This window comes from Hydrogenovibrio crunogenus (assembly GCF_004786015.1).
Classification (GTDB): domain Bacteria; phylum Pseudomonadota; class Gammaproteobacteria; order Thiomicrospirales; family Thiomicrospiraceae; genus Hydrogenovibrio; species Hydrogenovibrio crunogenus.
Genome location: NZ_CP032096.1, coordinates 316641 through 331466 on the forward strand (window position 1 = coordinate 316641; position 14826 = coordinate 331466).

At 43.3% G+C, this 14826-nt stretch carries 16 protein-coding genes, 4 tRNA genes and 2 riboswitches; of the genes, 17 read left to right on the forward strand and 3 right to left on the reverse strand.

The window, feature by feature from the left end:
- Positions 1-11: 11 nt before the first annotated feature.
- From trpD to GHNINEIG_RS01400, 8 genes are all read left to right on the forward strand, one after another.
- A complete protein-coding gene (gene trpD, locus GHNINEIG_RS01365) occupies positions 12-1034 on the forward strand; it encodes an anthranilate phosphoribosyltransferase (RefSeq protein ID WP_135794997.1) in 1023 nt (340 codons plus the stop codon).
- An 81-nt stretch (positions 1035-1115) separates the two neighbouring features.
- Complete coding sequence (trpC, locus tag GHNINEIG_RS01370; protein WP_135794998.1) at positions 1116-1922, forward strand: indole-3-glycerol phosphate synthase TrpC; 807 nt, start codon at positions 1116-1118, stop codon at positions 1920-1922.
- A 96-nt stretch (positions 1923-2018) separates the two neighbouring features.
- Entirely contained in the window at positions 2019-2396 is a 378-nt protein-coding gene (locus tag GHNINEIG_RS01375; protein WP_135794999.1) for a DUF6627 family protein, read from the forward strand.
- Positions 2397-2409: 13 nt separating this feature from the next.
- Positions 2410-3417 carry a PA2778 family cysteine peptidase gene (locus tag GHNINEIG_RS01380; RefSeq protein WP_135795000.1) on the forward strand — a complete coding sequence of 336 codons (1008 nt, stop codon included), beginning with the start codon at positions 2410-2412 and terminating at the stop codon, positions 3415-3417.
- Positions 3418-3738: 321 nt separating this feature from the next.
- Entirely contained in the window at positions 3739-4242 is a 504-nt protein-coding gene (speD, locus tag GHNINEIG_RS01385; protein WP_011369694.1) for an adenosylmethionine decarboxylase, read from the forward strand.
- Positions 4226-5095 carry a polyamine aminopropyltransferase gene (gene speE, locus GHNINEIG_RS01390; RefSeq protein ID WP_135795001.1) on the forward strand — a complete coding sequence of 290 codons (870 nt, stop codon included), beginning with the start codon at positions 4226-4228 and terminating at the stop codon, positions 5093-5095. Before speD ends, speE begins: the two co-directional genes overlap by 17 nt.
- A gap of 50 nt (positions 5096-5145) precedes the next feature.
- Positions 5146-6342 carry a type III PLP-dependent enzyme gene (locus tag GHNINEIG_RS01395; RefSeq protein WP_135795002.1) on the forward strand — a complete coding sequence of 399 codons (1197 nt, stop codon included), beginning with the start codon at positions 5146-5148 and terminating at the stop codon, positions 6340-6342.
- An 11-nt stretch (positions 6343-6353) separates the two neighbouring features.
- Entirely contained in the window at positions 6354-6770 is a 417-nt protein-coding gene (locus GHNINEIG_RS01400) for an OsmC family protein (RefSeq protein ID WP_011369697.1), read from the forward strand.
- 100 nt (positions 6771-6870) lie between these two features.
- On the opposite strand, the gene GHNINEIG_RS01405 is transcribed toward GHNINEIG_RS01400, so the two are convergent.
- Positions 6871-7932 carry a peptidase M42 gene (locus GHNINEIG_RS01405; protein WP_135795003.1) on the reverse strand — a complete coding sequence of 354 codons (1062 nt, stop codon included), beginning with the start codon at positions 7930-7932 and terminating at the stop codon, positions 6871-6873.
- 106 nt (positions 7933-8038) lie between these two features.
- Positions 8039-9331 (reverse strand): adenosylmethionine--8-amino-7-oxononanoate transaminase, encoded by a 1293-nt coding sequence (locus GHNINEIG_RS01410; protein ID WP_135795004.1) that lies wholly within the window; start codon positions 9329-9331, stop codon positions 8039-8041.
- 263 nt (positions 9332-9594) lie between these two features.
- Positions 9595-9673, forward strand: a riboswitch (cyclic di-GMP riboswitch).
- Between the two features lie 98 nt (positions 9674-9771).
- Positions 9772-9850, forward strand: a riboswitch (cyclic di-GMP riboswitch).
- Here GHNINEIG_RS01410 and GHNINEIG_RS01415 point away from each other — a divergent pair.
- A complete protein-coding gene (locus GHNINEIG_RS01415; protein ID WP_148669332.1) occupies positions 9825-10364 on the forward strand; it encodes a hypothetical protein in 540 nt (179 codons plus the stop codon). It overlaps the preceding riboswitch by 26 nt.
- A 50-nt stretch (positions 10365-10414) precedes the next feature.
- Here the strand turns inward: GHNINEIG_RS01415 and truC are convergent, their stop codons facing one another.
- The gene (gene truC, locus GHNINEIG_RS01420) at positions 10415-11179 is read right to left on the reverse strand and encodes a tRNA pseudouridine(65) synthase TruC (protein ID WP_135795006.1); all 765 of its coding nucleotides are present in this window, start codon (positions 11177-11179) and stop codon (positions 10415-10417) included.
- Positions 11180-11284: 105 nt separating this feature from the next.
- On the opposite strand from truC, the gene GHNINEIG_RS01425 reads away from it, so the two are divergent.
- The 8 genes from GHNINEIG_RS01425 (at position 11285) to nusG (ending at position 14821) form a co-directional block, all read left to right on the forward strand.
- Positions 11285-11776, forward strand: a complete 492-nt coding sequence (locus tag GHNINEIG_RS01425; protein WP_223260911.1) for a GlcG/HbpS family heme-binding protein — start codon at positions 11285-11287, stop codon at positions 11774-11776.
- Positions 11777-12095: 319 nt separating this feature from the next.
- Positions 12096-12180: transfer RNA gene (locus tag GHNINEIG_RS01430), tRNA-Tyr, on the forward strand.
- A gap of 22 nt (positions 12181-12202) precedes the next feature.
- Positions 12203-12277 (forward strand) — tRNA-Gly (locus GHNINEIG_RS01435).
- 70 nt (positions 12278-12347) lie between these two features.
- Positions 12348-12423 (forward strand) — tRNA-Thr (locus GHNINEIG_RS01440).
- Positions 12424-12494: 71 nt separating this feature from the next.
- Positions 12495-13685, forward strand: a complete 1191-nt coding sequence (tuf, locus tag GHNINEIG_RS01445; RefSeq protein ID WP_135795007.1) for an elongation factor Tu — start codon at positions 12495-12497, stop codon at positions 13683-13685.
- An 80-nt stretch (positions 13686-13765) separates the two neighbouring features.
- Positions 13766-13842, forward strand: a tRNA-Trp gene (locus tag GHNINEIG_RS01450).
- 59 nt (positions 13843-13901) lie between these two features.
- On the forward strand, positions 13902-14285 hold the full coding sequence (gene secE / locus GHNINEIG_RS01455) for a preprotein translocase subunit SecE (protein WP_135795008.1): 384 nt from the start codon (positions 13902-13904) through the stop codon (positions 14283-14285).
- Between the two features lie 2 nt (positions 14286-14287).
- On the forward strand, positions 14288-14821 hold the full coding sequence (nusG, locus tag GHNINEIG_RS01460; RefSeq protein ID WP_135795009.1) for a transcription termination/antitermination protein NusG: 534 nt from the start codon (positions 14288-14290) through the stop codon (positions 14819-14821).
- Positions 14822-14826: the final 5 nt, after the last annotated feature.

The following is a 14826-nucleotide window of genomic DNA, read 5'->3' on the forward strand; positions in this document are numbered from 1 at the left end:
TAGGATCGCTTATGCAATTACGAGATGCGCTGGAACAGCTTTTAAATAAACAGGACTTAACAGCCGAGCAAATGGAATGGGTGATGCAGATGTTGATGTCTGGTCAAGCGACTCCTGCACAGATTGCTGCCATTCTCGTTGCATTAAGAGCGAAAGGTGAAACGGTTGAAGAAATTACGGCTGCAGCATCGGTGATGCGTTCTTTAGCGACTCAAGTGACTTTGGCTGATAAAACTCATATGGTCGATACCTGCGGAACAGGTGGGGATGGCGCCAATACCTTTAATATCTCGACAGCGTCAGCTTTCGTCGCAGCAGCAGCCGGCGCAAAAGTCGCCAAACATGGCAGTCGATCGGTTTCCAGTCAATCAGGCAGTGCCGATTTATTAGAAAAAGCCGGAGTGAATTTAAATCTGAGCCCAGAACAAGTAGCCGAGTGTGTTGAGACAATCGGGGTCGGTTTTATGTATGCGCCAGCGCACCATAGTGCGATGAAACATGTCATTGGCGTGCGTAAAGAAATTGGCGTTCGAACGCTTTTCAATATTCTTGGTCCATTAACGAATCCGGCTCAAGCGCCAGCCCAAGTGTTGGGTGTCTATGATTCTAACCTGCTAATGCCATTTGCACAGGTGTTAAGGGAATTAGGGTCAAAGCATGTCATGATTGTGCATGCACAGGATGGATTGGATGAAATCAGTATTGCCAGCTTAACGGAAGTAGCGGAACTGAAAGATGGCGTTATTACTCAGTGGACACTTGATCCATCTGAGTACGATGCTGACCATCCCGATTTAAGTGAATTGAAAATTGATTCAGCCCAAGACAGTTTGAATATCATTCATGCGGTTTTGGCGAACGATCACAGTGCAGCAGCGGATATTGTTTGTTTGAATGCCGGCGCATCCATTTACGTATCAGGCGTGGCAAGCTCTTATGCCGAAGGCGTACAAATGGCTAAAAACGTGATTGCCAATGGTCAAGCCAGAGCATTGTTTAATCAGTTTATCGAAAAAACGCAAAGTTTCGCATAAGCGTATCACTCATTAAAACTGCCAGGCCTGGCAGTTTTTTACACACTAATGTCAGTCATTGATTGAATTGAGAATAAGAACATGAACCAAACACCAGATATTTTAAAGAAAATCATTTTCCGTAAATTGGAAGAAATTCAAGCCGGCTGCGATCGCATTTCACTGAGAGAAATGAAACAAAAGGCGTTGATGATGACAACTTCTCCCACGCGAGGATTTGCCGATGCCATGCAAGCTAAGTTGGATGCTGGGCAGTCAGCGGTGATTGCTGAAATCAAAAAAGCTTCTCCGAGCAAGGGCGTTTTACGCGACCCCTTTGATCCGGTTGAGATTGCCAAGAGTTATGAAGCGCATGGCGCGGCTTGTTTGTCGGTACTGACAGATCAAGATTTTTTTCAAGGCTCGAATGAATACTTGAAACAGGTTCATGACGCGGTGGATTTACCCATTATTCGTAAAGATTTTATCGTGGATGATTATCAAGTGTATGAAGCGCGAGTGATTGGTGCGGACTGTATTTTATTGATTGCCGCCGCCATTGGTGATGCGCAACTATATGAACTTACGGAAACTGCCTTACAATTAGGAATGGATGTTTTGGTCGAAGTGCATAACGAAGAAGAAATGGAGCGCGCTTTAAGATTGCCATTACCGATGATTGGTATCAATAATCGTGATTTACATACATTTGATGTGTCATTGGAAACCACTATTCGTATGTTGGATATGATTGAAGATGATCGTATCGTGATTACCGAAAGTGGCATCCTGGGTGCGGAAGACGTTGCGAAAATGCGCCAACATAAAGTGAACAGCTTCTTAGTGGGTGAAGCCTTTATGCGAGCCGATAACCCAGGTGAAAAATTGGCAGAATTATTCAATTTGTAATCTGACTAAACGTTTGAGCAGAGTTGTAAGTTGATTGACTTCGTTTCGTTTTACGTGATAATCTTAAAATTGCGTAGTATAAAAAGGAGCTGAAAAATGAGAAAGACAATCGCAATGAGTGTGTTACTGTCGTTATTAAGTGTGATTACACTTCCTGTACAGGCAGCAATGTTAAATACGCAGCAACTGGTTCAAGAATCTTCCATGATATCAGAGCGTGCTAAGTTAAACGCCATGATGCAGCGTGAAGACATTCAATCTCAGTTTCTTGAGATGGGGGTTTCGCCAGAAGAAGTCCAACAGCGTGTGGCCGCTTTAACGGATGCAGAGGTGGCTCAATTGAACCATCAGATGGAACAGGTTCCTGCCGGTGGTGATATTTTGGGTGTAGTGGTATTAATTTTTCTTGTCTTTATTATAACGGATGTTATCGGTGCGACAGATGTCTTCCCATTTGTTCACTCCGTTGATTAAATACTAGCGTAAAATGAACTTATCCTTCAATATAGACACCCGGCTTTTGCCGGGTGTTTTGCTTTTATCCTTTTTATTATTATCCGGGTGCGCAACCGCTCCGCAAACCAAGGCGTTATATGAGCGTTCTTCAATGCCTGTCAAACCAACGGTTGAGTTGACCGATGTCCCGTTTTTTCCTCAGGAAAAATATCAATGTGGTCCGGCGGCACTGGCAACAGTTCTTAATTATCAGAAAATAAAGGTTTCTCCCGATACCTTAACGCCTTCCATCTATGTGCCCGAACGGCAGGGGAGCTTTCAGCTAGAAGTTATGGCGGCTGCTCGACAATATGGGCAAGTGGCCTATGTCATCAATCCTAGTATGGATGCATTGCTAAAAGAAGTCGAAGCAGGTAACCCAGTATTGGTGTTGCAAAATTTGGGGCTTGAAAGCTATCCGGTATGGCATTTTTCGGTGGTGGTTGGGTATGATCTCGCTAGCTCAACCATGATTTTACGTTCAGGCACGACCCGTCGCTGGCAAACCTCATTGTCAAATTTTGAACAAACTTGGCTTCGTTCAAATTATTGGGGCTTGGTTATTACTGATCCATCCCACTTACCGACCACGGCGGAGTATCCGGCTTGGTTAAAAGCGGCTTATGATTTAGAGAGTGTGCAACAGTTTAGGGCTGCTGAAAAAGCCTATTTGACCGCAACGCGCACTTGGCCTGAGCAAAAAAATGCTTGGTTGGCATTAACCAACTTGTATTATCAGCAAGGGCAAACGGCGAAAGCATTAGAGGTTTTTAGTTCTATCATGTCGGAATTTTCTAAATCCGCAGAGATGTGGAATAACTATGCTTATGTATTACAAGCGGAAGGATGTCATAAAGCAGCGTTTAAAGCAGCACAATGTGGTTTAAAGTTGTCTCCGAATGATCTTAATCTGCAAGCAACAGTGGCTGAAATGCGCTCAAATTCAACCCTTCTTTCTTCTCAACGGCATTGTCCAATCCTGAAATGCAAACCAAAATAATTCCATTGTAATGAACGAGCTTCTTTCAAAAAATGATTGTAGTATCACTATTTTAACCAATTGATTCTTAGTGACTTTTTAAAGAAATTAAGACGGTTTGAAAAATCTTTAAATAGAGTGAAAAAATTACTTGCAATGAATTAAAAAAGGGGAATAATACGCTCTCCTTTTTTCCAAAAGAAAAATGGTTATACCTCACGTGATGTCACTTAGGCATACGTGGTTGGGGTTCATCAAACTACGCCTTTGTTTGTGAACTAATATTAATCATTCATCCGTATACATTTCTTTTTTGCGGGTGTTTTATAAGGTACTCCTTACATGCCAAATTCAGAAAACGTCCTGGTCACGGGTAACGACCACTTTGAAGTGATTGAAAAAACCACCGTGATTGATGACACCTGGCCAACACATGACCAGGCGATTGAGGATCAAACTTTAGATCATTTTATTTGCCGAGACGGTAAAACCTTTGCAGGCACGCATTTAATTGCAGATTTTTGGGGGGCGTCTCATTTAGATGACCTTGCTTTAATGGAAAAAGCGTTGCGTGAAGCGGTTGAAAAAGCGAAGGCGACATTGTTGCACATTCACTTACATCACTTTACACCCAATGGGGGTATTTCAGGAGTCGCCGTTCTGGCTGAATCCCATATCAGTGTACATAGCTGGCCTGAGCGAAACTATGCGGCGTTTGACGTGTTTATGTGCGGTGATTCGGAACCGGCCAAGGCCATTGAAGTGTTAGAAGCCGCTTTCACGCCGAGTAAAGTCGGGGTGGACAATATTCTGCGCGGGGAAGTCACTGATGACAACCAAAGCTAAAACAACCAATACGTATTTAGAAACGCTTTATCCAACCTGGGGACAGCAGTTTGTGATGAGTGAGGTGCTGTTTGAAGTCGATACCGGGCATCAGCATTTGATCATTTTCAAAAATGATCAGTGGGGGACGGTGATGGCTTTAGATGGCGTGATTCAGACCACGGAAAAAGATGAGTTCATTTATCACGAAATGATGACGCATGTCCCAATGTTCGCGCATGGCAACGCTAAGAAAGTGTTGATTATCGGCGGCGGTGACGGGGGGATTTTGCGTGAAGTGTTGAAACATCCAACTGTCGACACAGTGACTCAGGTTGAGATTGATCAGCAAGTCATTGACATGTGTAAGCAATACCTGCCTAAGCATTCAGCGGGTGCTTTTGAACACTCGAAGGCTAACGTAGTGATCGCTGATGGGGTGGATTTTGTGACTGACTGCACGGAAAAATTTGATGTAATTATTTCCGATTCAACCGACCCGATTGGCCCAGGAGAAGTGTTATTCACCTCTCGCTTTTACCAAGGCATTCAGTCATGTTTGAACGATGGCGGGTTGTTCGTGGCGCAAAACGGGGTCAGTTTTATGCAGGCGGATGAAGTCACCACGACGTTTAAGCGTTTGTCACCGTTATTCAACGAGTCGAGTTTTTATTCGGCCGCTGTCCCCACATACGTGGGTGGGATTATGACGTTTGCCTGGGCAACGAATGATCTGAGTTTAAAGCAACAGTCCGTTGACGTCATTCGGTCACGTTATGACGCCGCGGCGATTGAAACGCGTTTTTATACGCCGGAATTACATATTGGGGCCTTTGCACTGCCCAAATACTTACAACAAGCAATACAAGCATAAGCAATACATTAATTTACAGGCTGATTCGGCCTTTTGGAGAATAACATAAATTGAATACAGCAGAACTCGTCCAACATTTTGCAGAACAGACGCACCCGGATGAACTTGAGCAGTTTGACCGCTCAACCTTAAGGGACTTGCTGACACAGCATGAAACGCCTTTTCTGGTTTTGGATTTGCAAGAAGTGGAATACCAGTACAGTGCTTTGCAAAAAGCGTTGCCTGGGGTTGAGTTATTTTATGCCATTAAATCACTCGCACACCCTGCCGTGATTCGTCGGTTGAAAAAACTGGGAGGCAGTTTTGATTTGGCCACGTCAGGAGAAGTTGACTTGGTTAAAGGGTTGGGCATTGAAGGGCATCAATGTATTCACACTCACCCGATTAAAAAAGACCGTGAAATTCGTCATGCGTTGGATTTCGGGTGCACCCGGTTTGTGGTGGACAACCCGGATGAAGTGCTGAAGTTTATTCCGTATAAAGATGAAGTGGAATTGATGATACGGGTCAGTTTCCGCAGCCAGGATGCCATTGTCGATTTATCCCGTAAGTTTGGGTCGGCCTTGGAAGAATTGCCAGGCCTGGTTAATTTAGCGATGGAAAATGGCTTAACCGTGTCGGGCTTGTCTTTCCACGTGGGATCGCAATCCTTGTCGCCTTTTGCCCAAGTGAACGCGGTGCAGGCTTCGATTTCGGCCATGAAAGAAATGTCCCATGTTCATTGGAAATGGCTCGATATTGGAGGCAGTTTTCCGGTGTCCTATCAAGGTCCGGTCATGCCGATCGAAGATTTTTGTGCGCCAATTATGGAAGCGTTAGCTGAATTGCCAGCTTCCGTGAAGGTGTTTGCGGAACCGGGTCGATTCATTTCAGCGCCTTCGATGATTGAAGTCATTCGAGTGGTGGGGAAAGCGAAACGTGGTGCTCGAACTTGGTATTATCTGGACGATGGCGTTTATGGGGCGTTGAGTGGTCAAATGTATGATCATGCTAAGTATCCGATTGCCCCTTTAAAACCGGTTGATCCGACAGGCGATTTTTATCCGAGTGTGTTGGCTGGGCCGACCTGTGACAGTGTCGATGTGGTGGATGAAGACATTGAACTGCCGGAATTAGCGGTGGGTGATATTTTGATTGCGAAACAAATGGGCGCCTATACCATTGCGTCTGCGTCGGAATTTAACTATTATCCTAAACCTAAGATAGTGGTGGTTGAAGACTTAATTGACCATACGGATGATGAATAGAGGATAACAAGATGGCAACAATCATTAAATGGCAAGGTGGAATGGCCTTTGAAGGCACAACAGAAAGTGGGCACTCCGTATTGATGGATGCGGCGCCTGAAGTCGGTGGTGAAAACAAAGGCGCGCGCCCCATGGAAATGGTGTTGCTTGGATTGGGTGGCTGTACCAGCATTGATGTGATCATGATGTTGCAAAAGAGTAAGCAGGCGGTTGACGATTGTCAGGTTGAAATCACCGCTGAGCGCTCCGACAGCATTCCCAAAGTGTTTACGAAAATTCATGTGCATTTTAAAATTACTGGACAAGATTTAAATCTTAAAAAAGTGGAAAGAGCGGTCAACTTATCGGCTGAAAAATATTGTTCGGTGTCCAAAATGTTGGAGCACTCTGTCGAAATGTCTCATGATTTCGAGATTGTTGCGCCATAACGCTTTTTAAGTCATTCCATTGATCGGTTGAATGATCTTCTGATTGGGTGTGACTCTCCGTCTTAAACAAAAAAACGACCAGGCCTGGTCGTTTTTTTGTTTAAGGTTTCAGGGTTGCAAGATGCATAAGAACGTTTAAGAAGGCTTCACAAGCTTCAATGGAAGCGGTTTCATTCATGGTGTGATAACCGGTAGTCGGAATTTGGAGTGTGGTGCCGTGCACCAGTCCATTTGCATTGGCGGTGATTCTACCCAGCTCTGTGCGTCCAATACTCATTCGAGCTTGATCTGAGCCTAATGTCTGTTGGTTGAGGTGTTCTATATATTGATCCTTAAAACTAAAGGGAATGTCGAGATCAAAACAAAGTCGTGCCAAATCCTGAGTGGTTTCTAGATGAAATTCGGCATGTTCATCTTTGTTTCTGAGCACCACCAATTGTTTGTCCGCTTCTTCTCGATTACGGTAAGGACTGGTATCTAACACATATAAGTTATTGGTCGGGTCTCCAAATCGGCGATACCATTCCAGTAAATAACGCCAACTTCCACCCGACTCTTCTTCTGCGGTAAAAAAGGCCGTTCCCTGATATCCCAAACTGAATAAATGCACCAGCATGGCGGCGGTCAAAACATTGTCGAGCTGACCAGACAGCAACCCATCATCTACTTTGAGTTTGTCTTGGAAACCGACAGGCGTTCCAGCAACCAAATGTTCTAAGCCTTCAACCTCAAAAATTAAGTTATTACGAAATTCACAAATATAAGCATTGTTAATCGTCCCTGACCCCCGGTAAGCACCTGACCAGGGTTCGTAGGCTAAAACAGGTGTGCTTTCAAAACGGTTCATTAAGGTCATTTTCAGTTCATTACTGACATCATTACCGAGTAGGTCGGTCATTTTTCCGGCAATGAAAGCGGCAAACTGGAATTCATTTGGTCCTGTACACATGAGTCCGTGACGATCGATATGGCTTGAAAAGTGACAGCTTTCCGGCGCATTTCCTTGCGCTACCAGTAAGCCTTCATACCAAGTGACCTTGGCACCACGCTCTTCCAGCTCGCGTTGCAGTACTCTAAAAAAAGAATGTTCTGCACCGACGACACTGGGTTGTCTGATTAATGATTTTAATAAATCGAGAAATTCACTGAAACTATTGTCCATGCTAGACCTATATTAAGAAGCATAAGATGCGAAGACTTCAATTTTAATTGAAGTCATTCAAAAAGAAAGCACTCATTCATTTAAAGATTTGGATAGGCGATCTTCGTTAGCGCTGCAGCGCTTGAGTGATGGCGGTTTTTAGTCCTTCAGTTAATTGCTTGAGTTGGTCTGCGGGAATGTTGTAGGCTGGCATGGTATAAATAAGTTTGCCAAAAGGACGAATCCAGACGCCGTTTTGAACAGCCAGATGTTGAATGGTTTCACCTAAATCATTGCGCTCCAGTTCAATGACGCCTATTGCTCCTAACACTCGCGTATCGGCAACACCAGGTAGCGATTTTAAAGAGTGAAACGTATTGAGGAAATGCGATTCAATCCGTTGAATATTTTCTTGCCATGGGGAGGCTAATAATACATCAATATTGGAGGATGCAGCTCGACAAGCAAGCGGGTTGGCCATAAAGGTTGGACCATGCATGAGCAGGCCTGGTTGGCCTTGGCTAATGGTGTCGCTGATTTTTTCTGTGGCCAGAGTGGCCGCCAGCGTGATATTCCCACCAGTCAATGTTTTGCCTAGTGCCATAATGTCGGGGCTGATGTTGGCCCAGTCGCAGGCAAATAGTTTTCCGGTTCGCCCAAACCCGGTAGCGATTTCATCTGCAATGAGTAATACGTTAAATTCATCGCACAGTTCACGAACTTGGCGTAGATAGTCTGGGCGATAGAAACGCATCCCTCCAGCACCTTGCACAATAGGTTCCAAGGTCACCGCGGCTATTTCAGTGTGATGTTTTTCAAGTAATGTTTTAAATTCGGCAATGTCTTGATTGTCCGAGTCAATATCGAACCCTTTTTGCGGAGCGGGCGCAAAAAAGTGCTGGGGCAATGTGCTGTTAAATAAACGGTGCATGCCATTATCCGGGTCGCAGATTGACATGGTGGCAAACGTATCCCCGTGGTAGCCATTTTTGAGTGCTAAGAGTTTATTTTTTTGAGGTTGTTCTAAGCTAATCCAATATTGTATAGCCATTTTAATAGCCACTTCCATCGCGACGGAACCGGAGTCCGTGAAAAATACTTTTTGTAATGGCGGGGGCGTCAGTTTGATGAGACGTTTTGCCAATTCAATGGCAGGTTCATGGGTCAAGCCTCCAAACATAATATGCGGCATGGTTTCGATTTGGTCAATCATCGCTTTTTGAATGGCAGGATGGTTGTAGCCATGAAGAGCGGCCCACCATGAGCTCATGCCGTCTACCAATTCTTTGCCGTCAGATAAGGTAATGATGGAACCTTGGGTTTTGGCAACGCCGATGGCGGGAGTATCAGCCGGCATTTTTGCATAAGGGTGCCAAATGTGTTCTTGATCAAATTGTAAAAGTGATTGCCAGTGAGTCATATTTATATTTCAGTCATTTATCGTTAGCGTATGATAACGAAAACATACCAGAGTTTCATTATCCTAAAAATTAAGTTTCAAAAAAGAGGCTGACATAATCAGCGCAGAAGCATTACTGTAGAGGTCTCAATGGTTTCTTAAAGGTTTCTTAATGACTGCTATAAAAAAATAAAATACCTAAGTAGTTGATGTTACTTTAAAAAGAAGTAGAATAGTTTGCAAGTAACGAAAACAATGTTTAATTGTTGTTACCGGTATTAGACAGAAAATTTTGCCAAACTTGTTGTGAAGCAAGGACGGAAAGCCATGGGTCTCAAGGTTTGAGATCGCCAGGTTGCCAAATTGATTAGAAAATGCGTTTCTTGGCATTTGTATGATTGATTTGTTCCCATTTTTCCGGCCGTGGATTACAACAGGTATTCCTTTTCTTTCTAATGAAAGTTTTTAATTGCCAAACTTGTTGTGAAGCAGGGACGGAAAGCCATGGGTCTCAATGTTTGAGATCGCCAGGTTGCAAACCAGTACTTTCTACCACTCTTCAACACACGTTTCGCTTGAGTTCTCTCAAGGAGATGAAGATGTTGTTTGTAAAAAAATAAACCGTCAGGCTCGACTGACGGTCGCTTGTATTAGCTTAATGACAATGGGGGCGCCCGATGCATTGGCTGATACAAAAGATAATCTTGGTGTTCAATTACTGCAGACATTTCATGCGGTAAGTGGGTCTTTAAAAAACATGTTTGAAGTAGAAGCGAAGGTTAACCTTCGTACGCTAAATAGCTCTGCTTATTCCGTTGAGATAGAGCAGCCTTATTGTTGTCAGGCTCGGAAAAGCGTAACGGTTGTTGATTTTTTGCGCTTTGGAAATGATAAATCAAATATTGTTATGGGGTTTAACCTGGTCGATAGCAATTTATTGATTTCTAAAGGGGAACAATGGCAAATGTCATTGGGTGTTAAAGAAGCGAAAACCAAGCTGTATGGTTCCGATGATATGGGGGTCATGCTACGTTTTCAAGCTTCCCTTCATTAGATGGATGGCATGGGTTCAGCCAATTCGACTAAATCAAAATAAAACGGTCATTATGAAGTTGTGTAATTGACCGTTTCTTCCTGCCAGTTCAGATGTTGTATTGCTTTTTGATAGCTTGATTCAAGAGGCGCGTTCAGAGTCATCTGCTGATTGGTTTTTGGATGATTGAACGTTAAACTGGTCGCCGCTAGATAAAGTCGGTGTTGTCCTAACCACGTATTGAAAAAATGATTGTGGTGGCGATCTCCATATTTGACATCTCCAATAATAGGATGGCTGATGTGATTTAAATGTCGACGTAGTTGGTGTTTTCGCCCTGTTTTTGGCATTAACTTAACTAAAGAATAACGTTGGGAATCAAATCTTCCCATTTTATACATGACTTCAGTCGTCGCCAGGCGCTCATAATTTGTGAGGGCTTCCTGGGGAGGTTTGTTGGTTTGTGTATGACGATCGCCCAGCTTGTCTAATTTATGTTTTAACGCATGAGTAATTTCACCGGTTTCATTCATCCACCCTCTACATATCGCTAGATACTGTTTTTGAATGGTATGTTCTTCAAATTGCTGTCCCATTAATCGTGCGGTGTTAGAATCAAGAGCAAACAATAATAAGCCTGATGTTGCTTTGTCTAATCGATGCAGAGGGTAGACCTTTTGTTTGATCTGATCTCTAGTCATTTGTACTGCAAACTGTGTTTCATGCTTATCTATTGGTGAGCGGTGCACGAGTAACCCGGCAGGCTTATGGACTGCGACGAGGTAGTCATCTTGATACAGTATTTTAAATTGGTCGAGTTGGCAGTCTGTTTGCATATGGCATACCGCTGATTTCAAAGTGATTGCACATTCTAAACAAAACCTTATGCTGAAATACAAAAAAGATAAGATTTTGGTTGTTTTACTAAAAAGGGGGTTGAAGTGAAAATAAGCAAAGTCATTGGGATGTTCTTATTTGTCATTATGGGGCATGCTTTTGCAAACGACGTGGTTACCACTAAGACTATTGGGTTAGGTATTGCAAATGACATTGCGATGTCCAGTATATTGGCTTGCCGAAAACAAGGGTATCAGGTCAGTGCTGTAGTGGTTGATCGCAATGGCGTGCTGCGCTCAGCTATGAGAGATGATCTTGCACCCAGGTTTACATTACAAATTGCTCAAGAAAAAGCGAATATGGTGGTCATGTCAGGTATTAAATCAGGTGTGTTCCGTCAGTTAAGGGCGGATATACGTCCGGAGTTGAATCATATTGATGGTTTGATTGTTATGGAAGGTGGTGTTCCTATTAAAGCGGCCGGCGTTAGGATTGGGGCTGTTGGTGTCAGTGGTGCGCCCGGTGGTGAAAAGGATGAAGTGTGCGCTGCCAAGGGAATTGAGTCTGTGCAGGAGCGCTTGGATTTTGCAGAATAAACGTTCATTAATCCTCGTAATCTAGTGATACAAGTTTCAGATTCGACAGCATGCTTTACAGCTTTTAAAGATAAAATTATTCGATAAGGTCTTGAATCTTAATTACTTATCGATTTAATATACTCTTTAGTTCAACAAAGTGAAGGTGTTGTCCTAGCCAGAATAGGGTGGATATATGGCGCTTTGATTGCTCGAAACCCTTTAAAGTAAGCTTCTAGTAAGCAGGTGAATGAACTGAATTTAATAAAATAGAAAAATTCTGGTTTTTCTCTTGACACTAACGCGTTTTGCTTTAAAATACGCTCCATCAATTTGATTGGGAGGGTTTCCCGAGCGGCCAAAGGGGGCAGACTGTAAATCTGCTGGCTATGCCTTCAGTAGTTCGAATCTACTACCCTCCACCATTTTAAATTGTGTTTACATTATGCGGGTATCGTATATTGGCTATTACCTCGGCCTTCCAAGCCGATGAGGGGGGTTCGATTCCCCCTACCCGCTCCAATTTATAAGGCTCTCTTTGTTGGTCTGCATTGTTTTATGTAGGTTGATGGTGAGGGCCTTTTTAATATTTGCTCTCATAGCTCAGTAGGTAGAGCGCATCCATGGTAAGGATGAGGTCACCAGTTCGATCCTGGTTGAGAGCTCCAGAATTTGATTTTTTCACTAGGCGGGCGTGGCTTTGTAAAAAGTCTGTCGCTGTTTTAACGGAGTTTGCATCATGGCAAAAGAAAAGTTTGAACGTAGTAAGCCGCACGTAAACGTTGGTACGATTGGTCACGTTGACCATGGTAAAACAACTCTTACAGCGGCTCTAACAATTGTACAAGGTAAAAAATTCGGTGGCGAAGCAAAAGACTACGCTAACATCGATAACGCACCGGAAGAGCGTGAGCGTGGTATTACTATCTCAACAGCACACGTTGAGTATGAGTCAGAAACACGTCACTATGCTCACGTAGACTGCCCAGGTCACGCCGACTATGTAAAAAACATGATCACAGGTGCGGCACAGATGGACGGTGCAATCCTAGTATGTTCAGCAGCAGATGGCCCAATGCCACAAACGCGTGAGCACATTCTTCTATCTCGTCAGGTAGGTGTGCCATACATCGTTGTTTACCTAAACAAAGCTGACATGGTTGATGATGAAGAATTGCTAGAGCTAGTAGAAATGGAAGTTCGTGAACTTCTAGATACTTATGATTTCCCAGGTGATGATACACCGGTAATCATGGGGTCAGCTCTTAAAGCTATCGAAGGTGATCAATCAGAAATTGGTGAGCCATCAATCGGTCGTTTGGTAGATGCATTGGATACATACATCCCAGAACCAACACGTCAAACAGATAAACCATTCCTAATGCCTGTAGAAGATATCTTCTCAATCCAAGGTCGTGGAACGGTTGCAACAGGTCGTGTTGAAACAGGTGTTGTAAAAGTTGGTGAAGAAATCGAAATCGTCGGTATCCGTCCAACAACAACTACAACTGTAACAGGTGTTGAAATGTTCCGTAAGCTGCTTGACCAAGGTGAAGCAGGGGATAACGTAGGTATCCTATTGCGTGGTACTAAGCGTGAAGATATCGAACGTGGTCAAGTACTTGCTCATAAGGGTACAGTAACACCACATACTAAGTTCGAAGCAGAAGTGTATGTACTATCAAAAGATGAAGGTGGTCGTCATACACCATTCTTCCAAGGATATCGTCCACAGTTCTACTTCCGTACAACAGATGTAACAGGTGCATGTGAACTACCAGCAGGAACAGAAATGGTTATGCCTGGTGATAACGTGCAAATGACTGTAGAGTTAATCAACCCGATCGCGATGAACGAAGGTTTACGTTTCGCGATTCGTGAAGGTGGACGTACAGTTGGTGCGGGTGTTGTTGCTAAAATTATTGATTAATAATTAGCACTTGCTAAAAGAAAAAGGGGGTTGTATAATCCCCTTTTTTTTCGAATACTGAAACTGAAAAGTTTAGTTACAGGGGTATAGCTCCAATTGGTAGAGCACCGGATTCCAAATCCGGGTGTTGGGGGTTCGAATCCCTCTACCCCTGCCATATTTTATAACGGCCTGTTTGAATGACGGGTCGTTTTTATTTCAGATGTTTATTATATTATGAGTCAAAAAGCAGAAAATCCATCGGCAGCTAAATCGCTGGAGACATTGAAGGTTGTTGTCTCAGTTATATTACTTTTAATGAGTTTGGTAGGTTACTACTATTATTCAGATGCTCATGCCGTTGTTAGAGTGTTGGGGTTGATTGGTGGTATTGCCGTGTCCGGATTGGTTTTTTATCAATCTGATAAAGGACGGTCTTGGTTCAGTTATCTTTCGCACGCGCAAAAAGAAGTGAAGCAAGTTATTTGGCCGACAAGACAAGAAACGGTTCAAATGACGTTGATAGTGTTTGCGGTTGTGATTGTGATGAGTATTTTCTTGTGGCTAGTGGATATGTTCTTTTTATGGGCTGTTCAGGTGTTAACAGGACAAGGTGGATAGTTATGGCTCAGAGATGGTATGTTGTTCATGCGTATTCAGGGTATGAAAATAAAGTCAAAAAAGGTTTATCTGAATATATTGAACGCGCAGGTTTAGAAGATAGCTTTGGACAAATATTAGTTCCTTCAGAAGAAGTTGTTGAGATTCGTGAAGGGAAAAAGAGAACTTCGGAAAGAAAGTTTTTTCCTGGATATGTTCTGGTTCAGATGGAAATGAATGAAGATACTTGGCATTTGGTTAAAAGTGTCCCTCAGGTAATGGGGTTTATCGGTGGTACATCTGATCGACCTGCGCCCATTAGTCAAAAAGAAGTGGATCGTATTCTTCAGAAAGTTGAAGAGGGTGTTGATAAGCCTAAGCCAAAAGTTATTTATGAACCAGGAGAAATGGTCCGAGTTATTGATGGTCCCTTTAATGACTTTGAAGCAGTTGTTGAAGGTGTTGACTACGATAAGAACAAGTTGCAGGTGTCTGTACTGATTTTTGGTCGCTCAACACCTGTTGAGCTTGAGTTTACTCAAGTAGAGAAAAATTAAATTAT